Annotated in this window: 9 protein-coding genes and 1 tRNA gene; 8 read left to right on the top strand and 2 right to left on the bottom strand. The window is 73.7% G+C overall.

Annotated elements, in window-relative coordinates; all coding sequences use genetic code 11:
* Window positions 1-16 precede the first annotated feature (16 nt).
* From F1C76_12710 to F1C76_12690, 5 genes are all read left to right on the top strand, one after another.
* A tRNA-Pro gene (locus tag F1C76_12710) sits at window positions 17-93 on the top strand.
* 105 nt (window positions 94-198) lie between these two features.
* The gene (locus F1C76_12705; GenBank protein QNG39216.1) at window positions 199-1,518 is read left to right on the top strand and encodes an indole acetimide hydrolase; all 1,320 of its coding nucleotides are present in this window, start codon (window positions 199-201) and stop codon (window positions 1,516-1,518) included.
* Between the two features lie 55 nt (window positions 1,519-1,573).
* Window positions 1,574-2,911, top strand: a complete 1,338-nt coding sequence (locus tag F1C76_12700; protein QNG37326.1) for an HlyC/CorC family transporter — start codon at window positions 1,574-1,576, stop codon at window positions 2,909-2,911.
* On the top strand, window positions 2,908-3,966 hold the full coding sequence (locus F1C76_12695; protein ID QNG37325.1) for an HlyC/CorC family transporter: 1,059 nt from the start codon (window positions 2,908-2,910) through the stop codon (window positions 3,964-3,966). Before F1C76_12700 ends, F1C76_12695 begins: the two co-directional genes overlap by 4 nt.
* A gap of 14 nt (window positions 3,967-3,980) precedes the next feature.
* The gene (locus F1C76_12690) at window positions 3,981-5,804 is read left to right on the top strand and encodes a S9 family peptidase (GenBank protein ID QNG37324.1); all 1,824 of its coding nucleotides are present in this window, start codon (window positions 3,981-3,983) and stop codon (window positions 5,802-5,804) included.
* Window positions 5,805-5,915: 111 nt separating this feature from the next.
* Here F1C76_12690 and F1C76_12685 read toward each other — a convergent pair whose 3' ends face one another.
* Together F1C76_12685 and F1C76_12680 are read right to left on the bottom strand one after the other, a co-directional pair.
* Window positions 5,916-6,944 carry an aspartate-semialdehyde dehydrogenase gene (locus F1C76_12685; protein QNG37323.1) on the bottom strand — a complete coding sequence of 343 codons (1,029 nt, stop codon included), beginning with the start codon at window positions 6,942-6,944 and terminating at the stop codon, window positions 5,916-5,918.
* Window positions 6,941-8,206, bottom strand: a complete 1,266-nt coding sequence (locus F1C76_12680) for an aspartate kinase (GenBank protein QNG37322.1) — start codon at window positions 8,204-8,206, stop codon at window positions 6,941-6,943. The genes F1C76_12685 and F1C76_12680 overlap by 4 nt, the downstream gene beginning before the upstream one ends.
* Window positions 8,207-8,273: 67 nt before the next feature.
* Here F1C76_12680 and F1C76_12675 point away from each other — a divergent pair, with 67 nt between their 5' ends.
* The 3 genes from F1C76_12675 (at window position 8,274) to F1C76_12665 (ending at window position 12,971) form a co-directional block, all read left to right on the top strand.
* Window positions 8,274-9,878, top strand: a complete 1,605-nt coding sequence (locus F1C76_12675; GenBank protein ID QNG37321.1) for a phospholipase — start codon at window positions 8,274-8,276, stop codon at window positions 9,876-9,878.
* A gap of 151 nt (window positions 9,879-10,029) precedes the next feature.
* Entirely contained in the window at window positions 10,030-11,766 is a 1,737-nt protein-coding gene (leuA, locus tag F1C76_12670) for a 2-isopropylmalate synthase (protein QNG37320.1), read from the top strand.
* A gap of 149 nt (window positions 11,767-11,915) precedes the next feature.
* Window positions 11,916-12,971, top strand: coding sequence for a hypothetical protein (locus tag F1C76_12665; protein ID QNG37319.1), 1,056 nt, complete (start codon window positions 11,916-11,918; stop codon window positions 12,969-12,971).

Below are 12,971 nucleotides of genomic sequence, written 5' to 3'. Positions count from 1 at the left end.
GGCTGTCGGAGGACCTCGGGGTGTGGCGCAGCTTGGTAGCGCGCGTCGTTCGGGACGACGAGGCCGCAGGTTCAAATCCTGTCACCCCGACCACCACCTGAAGGCCCGCCTCCACGAGGCGGGCCTTCAGGCGTTCCAGGGGCAGGACGGCGCCACCCGTCGTACCGTGCCCCAGTGACCCGCCTGGACCGTCTCGACCTGTCCCGGTCCCGCGGTGGGAGCGCCGCCGAGCGGCTCTCCGCCGCCGTCGCCCGGGCCCACGCGGTGGGCCACCTGGGGGCGTTCGTCACCGTGGTCGACCCCGACGCGACCGACCCGGGCCACCCCGAGGGCGTGCTGGCCGGCGTCCCGATCGCGGTCAAGGACAACCTGGACACCGCCGACCTGCCCACCACCGGCGGCACCCCGGCACTGCACGAGTCGCAGCCGGGGCGCGACCACCACGCGGTGGCGATGCTGCGGGAGGCCGGTGCGACCGTCGTCGGCAAGACCAACCTGCACGAGCTGGCCTTCGGCATCACCGGCAACAACGCCGCCTACGGGCCGGCCCGCAACCCGCACGACCCCGACCGGGTGGCCGGCGGCTCGTCCGGGGGGTCGGCGATCGCCGTCGCCACCGGGGTCACGGCCGTCGCGCTGGGCACCGACACCGGCGGGTCGCTGCGGGTCCCCGCCTCGTTCTGCGGCATCGTCGGGTTCCGGCCCACCACCGGGCGGTGGGGCAGCGGCCGCACCGTGCCGCTCTCGGGCACCCGGGACACCGCCGGTGCACTGGCCACCACCGTCGCCGACGTCGTCCTGCTCGACCAGGTCGTGACCGGGGACGGCCCGACCACCGTGCCCACGGCCCGGGCCCTGCGCCTGGGCGTCCCGCTCCCCGGCTTCTTCGACGGCCTGCACCCGGAGGTCTCCGACCGGGTCGGGGAGGCACTGGACCGGCTGGCCGACGCCGGGGTGGAGCTGGTCGAGGTCGACGTCGCCGGCGGGCACGAGCTCGACGCCCGCTGCGGGTTCCCGATCGTCTTCCACGAGGTGGTCCGCGAGCTGCCCCGCTACCTGGCCTCGCTGCCCGAGGGCCCGACCCTGGAGGAGGTGCTGGCCCAGGTGGCCTCCCCCGACGTCCGCGGCGCGCTGGAGCACGCCCTCGGCGCACCGGTGCCCGAGGACGCGTACGCCGAGTGCCTGCAGCTGCGCGAGCAGCTCCGCGAGGCCTACGACCGCGCCCTGAGGACGGCGGACGGCGGGCGGCTCGACGCACTGGTCTACCCGACCGTCCCGTTGCCCGCCCCGCCGGTGGGCGACGACGTGACCACCGACCTGGCCGGCCGCGACGTGCCGGTCTTCGCCACCGTCGTGCAGAACACCGCCCCCGGGTCGACCGCCGGGATGCCCGCGCTGAGCCTGCCGTGCGGGACGACGTCGGCCGGCCTGCCGGTGGGCCTGTCGCTGGAGTCCCTCCCCGGTGCCGACGGCGCCCTGCTCGCCGCGGCCCGGCGGGTGGAGCAGCTGCTGTCCTGAACGCCACACCCGGTCGACGCGCGGTTGCAGCGCGCAACCCGCACGCTGGGCCTCGATGACCGAGTGGCTGCTGTTGCTCGCCGCGGTCGTGCTGACCGTGTTGACGGGCTTCTTCGTCGCCGCCGAGTTCTCCTTCACCACCGTCGACCGCGGGCAGGCCGAGCAGGCCGCCGCCGAGGGCCGCCGGGGTGCCGCGGGCACGGTGACCGCGCTGCAGGGCCTGTCCACCCAGCTCTCGGCCGCCCAGCTGGGCATCACGATCACCACGCTGCTGGTCGGTTACCTGGCCGAGCCGGCGATCGGGGGGCTGCTCGAGGGGCCGCTGGGCGCCCTCGGGCTGAACGAGGGCACGGTCACCGCGGTCGCCGTCGTCCTGGGCATCGCGCTGGCCACCACGCTGCAGATGCTCATCGGCGAGCTCGGCCCGAAGAACCTGGCCATCGCCAGTCCGCTCGCGGTGGCCGGGTTCGTCGCCCCCGGGATGCGGGCGTTCACCACCGTCTTCGGCTTCCTGGTCCGGGCGCTGCAGCGGCTGGCGAACGCGATCGTCCGCAAGCTGGGCTTCGAGCCGCGCGAGGAGCTCGACAGCGCCCGCGGCGCCGGTGAGCTGGCCTCGGTGGCCCGCCGTTCGGCCGAGGAGGGCGACCTCTCCCCCACCGCGGCCCGCCTGCTGGACCGCTCGCTGGGCCTGCGGGAGAAGCTGGCCACCGACGTGATGACCCCGCGGACCCGGCTGGTGACCCTGCCCGACACCGCGACCGCCGCCGACGTCATCGCCGCCGCGATCGCCTCGGGCAACAGCCGTTTCCCGGTCTGGCACTCGAACCTGGACGACGTCACGGGCCTGGTGCACGTGAAGAAGGCCGTCGCGGTCCCCGAGGACGAGCGGGCCACCCGGACCGCCGGTGAGCTCGCCAGCCCGGTGCTCGCCGTCCCCAGCTCGCTGCACCTGGACCCGTTGCTGGACCTGCTCCGCGAGGAGGGCCTGCAGCTGGCCCTGGTCGTCGACGAGTGGGGCGCCACGCACGGCATCGTGACCCTGGAGGACATCGTCGAGGAGCTGGTCGGGGAGATCGCCGACGAGACCGACCGCCCGCTGCGCCAGCTGCGCCGCCGCGGGGAGGGCTGGGAGGTCTCCGGGCTGCTGCGCCCCGACGAGGTGCGCGAGCGCACCGGGGTCGCCGTCCCCGAGGGGCGCTACGAGACCGTCGCCGGCTTCGTCACCCAACGGCTTGCCCGGCTGCCCGCCGTCGGTGACTCCGTCGAGCTGGAGGGCCACCGGCTCACCGTCGCCCGGCTCGAGGGCCGTCGGGTGGCGGTCCTGCACGCCGACCCGGTGCCCACCGGGGACGACGACCTGCCCGCCCGCCAGCACGAGGTGGCGCAGGCGTGAGCGATGCCGTGGCACTGCTCGTGCTGGTCGCCCTGCTGCTGGGCAACGCGTTCTTCGTGGCCGCGGAGTTCGCGCTCGTCTCGGCCCGGGTCGACCAGATCGAGCCCCGGGCCACCGCGGGCTCGGCGCGGGCGCAGAAGACGCTGACCGCGATGCGGAACGTGTCCCAGATGATGGCGGGAGCGCAGCTGGGCATCACCCTGTGCTCGCTGGGCCTGGGGGCGGTCGGCGAACCCGCGGTGGCGCACCTGATCGAGGTGCCGCTGGAGAGCGCCGGCGTGCCCGAGGGCCTGCTGCACCCCATCGCGCTGGTGGTGGCCCTGTCGATCGTGACGGTGCTGCACATGGTGCTCGGGGAGATGGTGCCCAAGAACATCACCATCGCCGGCCCGGACCGCGCCGCGATCGCCCTGGGCCCGCCGATGGCGAGGGTCGTCACGGTGCTCAAGCCGTTGATCTGGTTCTTCAACACCCTGGCCAACGCCTTCGTGCGCCTGTTCGGGGTGCAGCCCACCGACGAGGTGGCCGCGAGCTTCGACAGCTCGGAGATCCGCTCGATGATCACCCAGTCGCGCAGCCAGGGCCTGCTCGGCGACGAGGTCGGCGAGCTGGCGGCCGGGGCGCTGGGCTTCGAGACCCACGACGCCCGGTCGGTGCTGCTGCCCACCGACGAGCTGGTGACCGTGACCCGCGAGGCCACCCCGCGGGACCTGGAACGCGCGGTCGGCGAGCACGGCTTCAGCCGCTACCCGGTGCTCGACGCCGCCGGTGGCTGGCTGGGCTACGTGCACGTCAAGGACGTGCTGGGCGTGACCGAGCGGGACGACCCGTTCCCCGACGCGGCGCTGGAGCACTTCGTCGAGCTCTCCCCCGACGAGCCGCTCCCCGAGGTGCTGCAGGCGATGCGCGAGGCCGGGGTGCACCTGGGCCGGGTGGTCGAGGACGGCGACGTGCTCGGCGTCGTGGCGCTGGAGGACGTGCTCGAGCAGCTCATCGGCGACGTGCGCGACGCCTCGGTCGAGGACCGGGCGCCGACCACCTCCGGGCGCAGCTGACCACCCGGGGCAGGATGGGCGCCGTGGACGCCCTCTCCCCCGAGATCACCGCCCGTTGGCAGGCCCGCTTCCGCGCCCCCCGCGTCAGCCTGCCCGACTGGGCCGAGGACGCCCCCCAGCGCTGCCTGTTCGCCTCCGACGTCACCGGCGTGGTGGAGCAGTACACCTGGGACCGCGACACCGGTGAGCAGCGCCAGGTCACCGACCGGGCCAACGGCACGCTGGCGGCCACGATCAGCCCGGACGGCGAGAGCATCTGGTGGTTCGCCGACACCGACGGCGACGAGTTCGGCGTCTGGCGCCGGCAGCCGTTCACCGGCGGCGAGGACGTCGTCGCCGTCCCGGAGGTGGGCCCGGCCTACCCCTCGGGCCTGGAGATCGGCCGTCGACTGGTGGCCCTGGGCCGGTCGACCGACGACGGCAGCGAGCTGTGGGTCGCACCGGTCGGCGGCACCCCCACCGTCTGCTACTCGACCCCCGACACCGCCGCTGTCGACGGCCTCTCCCACGACGACGACCTGGTCGTGATCAGCCACTCCGAGCCCGGCGACCCCCGCTACCCCGCGCTGCGGGTGTTCGACGTGGCCGCCTTCCTGGCCGCCGGGGGCGGGCAGACCACCGCCGACAGCCCCTGGGTGGTGGCCGAGAAGTGGGACGGCGAGGGCCGCGGCCTGCACGCACTCGGGTTCGCCCCCGTGCCCGGCGACCGCCGGCTGCTGGTCGGCCACGAGCGCCGCGGCCGCGAGGAGCTGCTGATCTGGGACGTCGCCACCGACACCGAGACCGAGGTCGTGCTGGACCTGCCCGGCGACGTGACCGCCGGCTGGTACCCCGACGGCTCGGCCCTGCTGGTCGGCCACGACCACGCCGCCCGCAGCGAGCTGTACCGGTACGACCTGGCCACCGGTGAGCTGACCCGGCTGGAGACCCCGCCGGGCGTCGTCCGCGGCGCCACCGCCCGCCCCGACGGCTCGGTGGAGCTTGCCTGGTCCAGCTCGGAGCGTCCGCCGGTCATCCGCCGGGCCGACGGTCCGGTCGTGCTGGCCGCCCCCGGCGACGAGCCCCCGGCCGCGTACCCGGTCGAGGACCGCTGGGTCCCCGGCCCCGGCGGCGACGTGCACGCCCTGCTGGTGCGCCCGGCCGGGCAGGCGCCGTACGCGACGGCGTTCCTGGTGCACGGTGGCCCGGAGTCCGCCGACGACGACTCCTACCGCGCCCGCCGGGCGGCCTACGTCGACGCCGGGTACGCCGTCGTCCACGTCAACTACCGGGGCTCCTCGGGCTACGGCTCGACCTGGCGGGACGCCCTCACCGGCAACCCCGGCCCCACCGAGCTCGAGGACGTCGCCGCCGTCTACGACTCCCTCGTCGCCGAGGGCGTCGTCGACCCGACCCGCACGCTGCTCACCGGCGGCTCGTGGGGCGGCTTCCTCACCCTGCTCGGCCTGGGCACCCAGCCCGAGCGCTGGACCGCCGGCATCGCCGAGGTGCCGGTGGCGGACTACCTGGCCGCCTACGAGGACGAGATGGAGGGCCTGCGGGCCTACGACCGGGCGCTGTTCGGCGGCTCCCCCGACGAGGTGCCCGACGTGTACCGCCGGTCCTCGCCGCTCACCCACGTCGACGCCGTCGTCGCCCCGGTGCTCGTGGTCGCCGGCGCGAACGACCCGCGCTGCCCCATCCGCCAGATCGACAACTACCTCGCCGCGCTGACCGAGCGCGGCAAGGAGCACGAGGTCTACCGCTTCGACGCCGGCCACGGCTCCCTGGTCATCGAGGAGACCATCCGCCAGGTCGAGGTCGCCCTGGACTTCGCCCTGCGCCACGTGCGGCCCTGACCCCGGAGCGTTGATCAGGGTCCCTGATCACCGTGCGTCCTCCCCCGCGATCGTTCCCGGGGGAGGACGCACATCGGTGCAGGACCCTGATCAACGCTCAGGGCGGACCGGTCAGCCCTGGGCGGCGATGAGCTCCGCGATCTGCACGGTGTTCAGCGCGGCGCCCTTGCGCAGGTTGTCGTTGGAGACGAACAGGGCCAGGCCGTTGGGTCCGTCCTGGCGGACCCGGCCGACGTAGGAGGGGTCCTTGCCGGCGGCCTGCAACGGCGTGGGGACGTCGACCAGCTCGACCCCGGGGGCGCCGGCCAGCAGCTCGCGGGCGCGCTCGACGCTGATCTCCCGCGAGAACTCCACGTTCAGCGACAGCGAGTGCCCGGTGAAGACCGGCACCCGGACGCAGGTGCCGGAGACCCGCAGGTCGGGGATGCCGAGGATCTTGCGGGACTCGTTGCGGAGCTTCTGCTCCTCGTCGGTCTCGAAGGACCCGTCGTCGACGACGGAGCCGGCCATCGGCAGCACGTTGAACGCGATCGGCGCGACGTAGACGGCCGGGTCGGGGAAGGCCAGCGCCGACCCGTCGTAGGCCAGCTGGTCGGCCTCCGCCACGACGGCGAGCGCCTGCCCGTGCAGCTCCCGGACGCCGGCGACGCCGGAGCCGGAGACGGCCTGGTAGGTCGAGGCGACGATCCGGGTCAGCCCGGCCTCGTCGTGCAGCGGCTTGAGCACCGGCATCGCGGCCATGGTCGTGCAGTTGGGGTTGGCGATGATGCGCTGCTCACCGGCCAGCGCGATGTCGCCGGGGTTGACCTCGCTGCAGACCAGCGGGATCGACGGGTCCTTGCGGAACGCCGAGCTGTTGTCGATGACCGTCACCCCGGCCGCGGCGAAGCGGGGGGCCTGGGCGCGCGAGGTGGTGGCACCGGCGGAGAACAGCGCCACGTCCAGCCCGGTCGGGTCGGCCGTCGAGGCGTCCTCGACGGTGATCTCGCCGTCGCCCCAGGGCAGCGTGGTGCCGGCCGAGCGGGCGGAGGCGAAGAACCGGATGCTCGCGAGCGGGAAGTCGCGCTCGGCCAGGATCTGCCGCATGGCGACGCCGACCTGACCGGTCGCGCCGACGACGCCCAGGTGCAGCGGCCTCATCGCCCGGTCCCGCCGTAGACGACGGCCTCGACGTCGGAGCCCAGCTCGAACGCGTCGTGCACGGCGCGGACGGCGAGGTCGACGTCCTCCTCGCGGCAGACGACCGAGATGCGGATCTCCGAGGTGCTGATCAGGTCCAGGTTGACCCCGGCGTCGGCGAGCGCGCCGAAGAACTTGGCCGAGACGCCCGGGTGCGAGCGCATGCCCGCACCGACGAGGGAGACCTTGCCGATGTGCTGGTCGAAGACCACGTCGGTGAACCCGACCGTGTGCTTGACCTTCTCCAGGGCGGCCAGCGCGGTGGGGCCGTCGCTCTTGGGCAGGGTGAAGGAGATGTCGGCGAGCTTGGTCGCCGAGGCCGACACGTTCTGCACGATCATGTCGATGTTGATCTCGGCGTCGGCCAGCACCCGGAACAGCTGGGCGGCCTCACCGGGCCGGTCCGGGACGCCGTAGACCGTGATCTTGCCTTCGCTCCGGTCGTGCGCGACGCCGGAGATGATGGCCTGTTCCACCGTGAGGTCCTCCATCGAACCGGACACCGTGGTGCCGGGGAGCTGTGAGTAGGAGCTGCGGACGTGCACCGGGATGTCGTAGCGGCGGGCGTACTCGACGCACCGCAGCATGAGGACCTTCGCCCCGCAGGCGGCGAGCTCCAGCATCTCCTCGTAGGTGACGGTGTCCAGCCGCCGGGCGTTGGGGACGATCCGCGGGTCGGCGGTGAAGACGCCGTCCACGTCGGTGTAGATCTCGCAGACGTCGGCGTGCAGCGCTGCCGCGACCGCGACCGCGGTGGTGTCCGAACCGCCGCGGCCCAGCGTGGTGATGTCCTTGGTGTCCTGGCTGACGCCCTGGAACCCCGCGACGATCACGATCGAGCCCTCGTCCAGCGCCGAACGCAGCCGGCCCGGGGTGACGTCGATGATCCGCGCCTTGCCGTGGCTGGACGTGGTGATCACCCCGGCCTGCGAGCCGGTGAACGACCGCGCCTGGTAGCCGTGCACCGAGATCGCGATGGCCAGCAACGCCATGGAGATGCGCTCGCCGGCGGTGAGCAGCATGTCCAGCTCGCGGCCGGGCGGGTCGGCGGTGATCTGGCTGGCCTGGTCCAGCAGGTCGTCGGTGGTGTCGCCCATCGCGGAGACGACGACGACCACGTCGTGGCCCTGCTTCTTGGCCGCCACGACGCGTTCGGCGACGCGCTTCACGCGTTCGGCGTTGGCGACGGACGAACCGCCGTACTTCTGCACGACCAGGGCCACGGGGCCGCAGCCTACCGGCGCGGGGCGCGGACCAGCGCCGACGGGCGGGCGGTGGTGAGATCACCCGGTGCCCGACACCGAGGACGACGCCCGCGACTGGCTGCTGACCACCGCAGAACGCGACAACCCGGCGACCGCGATCCCGGCCTGGACGGCGGGGAACCTCGCCGAGCCCCTGGTGCACGGCGCGGCCTACTTCGACCGGCTGGTCGACGCCGTGGAGGACCTCGGCGAGGGCGACCACCTCTTCTTCACCGACTGGCGGGGCGACCCGGGCCAGAAGCTGCGTGCCGACGGCCCGACCGTCGACGAGCTGTTCTCCCGCGCCGCCCGGCGCGGGGTCGTCGTCCGCGGGCTGGTGTGGCGGTCGCACTGGGACGGGCTGAGCTTCTCCAAGGAGCAGAACGCTTCGCTGGACCGGGAGCTGGAGGAGGACGGCGCGGTCGTCGTCCGGGACCAGCGGGTGCGCCGGATGGGCAGCCACCACCAGAAGCTGGTGCTCTGCCGGCACCCGCAGGACCCCTCCCGCGACGTGGCCTTCGCCGGTGGGATCGACCTCGGGCACACCCGCCGGGACGACGCCGAGCACCGCGGCGACCCGCAGCCGCAGGACATGTCCGACGCGTACGGGGACACCCCGCCCTGGCACGACGTCCAGCTGCAGCTGCGCGGCCCGGTCGTGGGTGTGCTCGACGACTGCTTCCGCGAGCGGTGGGACGACCCGACGAGCCCGGCGTCGGAGAGCCCGTTCGCCTGGCTGCACGACAAGACGCTGCAGTGGCTGGGCCGCAACCAGATGGACCCCACCCCGCTCCCCGACCAGCCCCCGGCACCCCCGGCGTGCGGGCCGCACACGGTGCAGACGCTGCGCACCTACCCCAAGGTCTGGCCGGCCTTCGACTTCGCCCCCGAGGGCGAGCGGTCGATCGCGCGGGGGTACACCAAGGCGCTCACCCGGGCCCGGCGGCTGGTCTACCTGGAGGACCAGTACCTGTGGTCCACCGACATCGCCGACCACCTGGCCTCCTCGCTGCGCGAGCACGAGACGCTGCAGCTGGTCGTCGTCGTCCCCCGGGTGCCCGACCAGCAGGGCGCGTTCTCCGAGCGCCCGCAGCAGCACGGTCAGGCCCAGGCGATGCGGTTGCTCCAGGAGGCCGCGCCGGGCCGGGTGCACGTGTTCGACATCGAGAACCACGAGGGCACCCCGGTCTACGTGCACGCCAAGGTCTGCGTCGTCGACGACGTGTGGGCCGAGGTGGGCAGCGACAACATGAACCGGCGGTCCTGGACCCACGACAGCGAGCTGTCCAACGCCGTCCTGGACACCACCCTCGACGAGCGCGAACCGCAGGACCCGGCCGGACTCGGGGACGGCGCCCGCACGTTCGCCCGCGACCTGCGCCTGGAACTGGCCCGAGAACACCTCGACCGGGACGACGACGAGGGCCTGCTGGACCCCGACGAGTTCGTCGCCGCCTGCGTGGCGGCCGCCGACGCCCTGGAGGGCTGGCACACCGGTGGCCGCGTCGGCCCCCGTCCCCCGGGTCGGATCCGGCCGCACCGCCGGCCCGAGCTGACCCGGGTGGAACGGGTCTGGGCGACCCCGCTCTACAAGCTGGTCCACGACCCGGACGGTCGCCCCGTCCGACTCAGGGTGCGCCACGAGTTCTGAGCCGCTGCTACGGTGTCCGACGTGCGCGGCAGCCTCCTCCTTACGTGCCGCGGCGAGGCCCTCTCCTAGGTCGGCTCCCTCGCCGCGGTGACCGCGCGTGTCCGCACCCGCGCTGCTGACCGACACACCTCGGCACACCCCGGAGAGCCCCATGAGCACCGACCAGCACCCGCACGCCCGCAACGCCCAGCAGCCCTCGGCGATGCCGATCGGGAAGTACGCGCCGTTCACCCCGGTCGACGTCCCCGACCGCACCTGGCCCGCGACGACGACGACGGTCGCCCCCCGCTGGTGCGCCGTCGACCTGCGCGACGGCAACCAGGCGCTGATCGACCCGATGACCCCCGACCGCAAGCGCCGGATGTTCGAGCTGCTCGTCGGGATGGGCTACAAGGAGATCGAGGTCGGCTTCCCGGCCGCCAGCCAGACCGACTACGACTTCGTCCGGCAGCTGATCGAGGACGACCTGATCCCCGACGACGTCAGCATCCAGGTGCTCACCCAGGCCCGCGACGAGCTGATCGAGCGCACCTTCGAGTCCCTGGTCGGCGCCAAGCAGGCGATCGTGCACCTCTACAACTCGACCTCCACGCTGCAGCGCCGCGTGGTGTTCAACAGCGACAAGGCCGGCATCGTCGACATCGCCGTCCACGGCGCCCGGCTGGTGCGCAAGCTGGCCGAGAACATGCCGGAGACCGAGATCCGCTACGAGTACTCCCCGGAGTCCTTCACGGGCACCGAGCTGGAGTTCGCCGTCGAGATCTGCAACGCCGTCACCGACGTCTGGGAGCCCACCCCGGACAACCCGACGATCCTCAACCTGCCGGCGACCGTGGAGATGGCCGAGCCGACCGTCTACGCCGACCAGATCGAGTGGATGCACCGCCACCTGGGCCGGCGCGACTCCGTCGTCCTCTCCCTGCACCCGCACAACGACCGCGGCACCGCCGTCGCCGCCGCCGAGCTGGGCTACCGGGCCGGCGCGGACCGCATCGAGGGCTGCCTGTTCGGCAACGGCGAGCGCACCGGCAACGTCGACCTGGTGACCCTGGGCCTGAACCTGTTCAGCCAGGGCATCGACCCGCAGATCGACTTCTCCGACATCGACGAGATCCGCCGCACCGTCGAGTACTGCAACCAGATCGGCGTGCACGAGCGGCACCCCTACGGCGGCGACCTGGTCTACACCGCGTTCTCCGGCTCGCACCAGGACGCGATCAACAAGGGCTTCGCGGTCATGAAGGCCGATGCCGCCGAGGCCGGCGTGACCGTCGATGACATCCCGTGGGCCGTGCCCTACCTGCCGATCGACCCCAAGGACGTCGGCCGCAGCTACGAGGCCGTGATCCGGGTGAACAGTCAGTCCGGCAAGGGCGGCGTCGCCTACATCATGAAGACCGAGAACCAGCTGGACCTGCCGCGCCGGCTGCAGATCGAGTTCTCCGCCGTCGTCCAGCGGCACACCGAGGACGAGGGCGGCGAGGTGACCGCCGAGCAGATGTGGGCGGCCTTCACCTCGGAGTACCTCCCCGACCCGCACGCGCCCTGGGGCCGCCTCGCGCTGACCGGCCACCAGCACACCGCCAGCGGCTCGGGCCCCGACGAGATGACCGTCGAGCTCGTCGACGACGGCGTGCCGGTGACCCTGACCGGCCGCGGCAACGGCCCCATCGCGGCCTTCGTCGACGCGCTCTCCGGCGTCGACGTCGACGTCCGGGTGCTGGACTACGCCGAGCACGCCCTCTCCTCCGGCGGCGACGCCCGCGCCGCGGCCTACGTGGAGTGCGCCGTCGGCGAGCGCGTGCTGTGGGGCGTCGGCATCGACCCCAACATCGTGAGCGCCTCCCTGCGCGCCGTGGTGTCGGCGGTCAACCGCGCCCTGCGCTGAGGTACGTCCGCCCGGCTGGGGGATGGGCCGCAACCGGCTGCGGCCCATCCCCCACCTGCGCGGACCATCCGCCGTCCACAGGTGGGTGCTGCGTCCACAGATGGGCCGCCAGAGCCCCACGGCGGGTCATCCGGCGCCACGCTGGCCGGGTGACCGCGTCGCACCCGGCCTGGACCGCTGACCTGGTCAGCCGGCAGGCGGCGCTGGCCGGCGGGCGCTCCCCCGAGGAGGTGCGCGCCCTCCTGCGCAGCGGCACCTGGTCAGCGCTCCGCCCCGGGCAGTACTGCCCCACCGCCGTGCTCGGTGCTGCCGACCCGGGACGCCGCTACCACCTCGATCTGCTCGCCCTGCTCCGCCAGCTCGACCGCCCCGGGGCTGTGCTCGCCCGCAGCACGGCTGGGTACCTGCACGGGCTGCTGCTACCGGCCCCGCGCGGGCGCCAGGTCCACCAACTGGTCGATCCCGGACGCACCCGGCACGGCAACGGGTACCGGATGACCCGCGCCGCCCTCCCCGTCGACCAGGTGACCCGCCTGGGCCCGTTCGCCGTGACCGCGGTGGCGCGCACGGTCGTCGACTGCCTTCGCGCGAGCTGGTCCCCCGCGGCGTCGACCACCGGGGACCGCGCCCTCGTCGACGCGGTCGCCCTGGTGGACGACGCCCTGCTGCGCGGCCTGGTGACGGTCGAGGAGCTCCACGCCGTCCTGCGCGCCTCGCCGACCAGCAAGCGGACACCGACCGTGCAGCGTGCCCTGGCCCTGGCCGACGGGCGGGCGGAGTCCTGGCTGGAGTCGGCCTGGCGGGTGCGCCACCTGACGTCCGGGTTGGTGGTGCCGGAGCTCCAGGTGGAGATCTGGATCGACGGCGCGCTGGTCAAGGTGGTCGACGGCTGGCTGCCCGAGCACGCCGTCGCCTTCGAGACGGACGGGAAGACCAAGTACACCGATGCCTACGACGGGCGGTCGCCGGCGCAGGTGGCCTGGGAGGAGAAGCGGCTGGAGGACCAGGTGCGCGCCGTCGGCATCCGGGTGGTCCGGCCCACCGTCACCGACGTGTTCGGTGGCTGGCCGGCGCTGCACGCACGCGTCGCGCGCATGATCGCCGCACCGGTCCCACGCCTCGAGGCGTTCACCGCAGTCCCACGCGCCGCAGGTCGGGTGCGCCCGGGTGCCCCTCGGTGGGCCGCCTACCCGCTCACCACCTGA

This window comes from Geodermatophilaceae bacterium NBWT11 (genome assembly GCA_014218215.1).
Classification (GTDB): domain Bacteria; phylum Actinomycetota; class Actinomycetes; order Mycobacteriales; family Geodermatophilaceae; genus Klenkia.
This window is presented reverse-complemented; position numbering and strand designations above follow the sequence as displayed.

Bases quoted from the DNA above. Each gene is read 5' to 3' on its own strand.
- F1C76_12685 (QNG37323.1), bottom strand. From the start codon at position 6,944: ATGAGGCCGCTGCACCTGGGCGTCGTCGGCGCGACCGGTCAGGTCGGC.
- F1C76_12690 (QNG37324.1), top strand. From the start codon at position 3,981: ATGGGCGCCGTGGACGCCCTCTCCCCCGAGATCACCGCCCGTTGGCAG.
- leuA (QNG37320.1), top strand. From the start codon at position 10,030: ATGAGCACCGACCAGCACCCGCACGCCCGCAACGCCCAGCAGCCCTCG.
- F1C76_12700 (QNG37326.1), top strand. From the start codon at position 1,574: ATGACCGAGTGGCTGCTGTTGCTCGCCGCGGTCGTGCTGACCGTGTTG.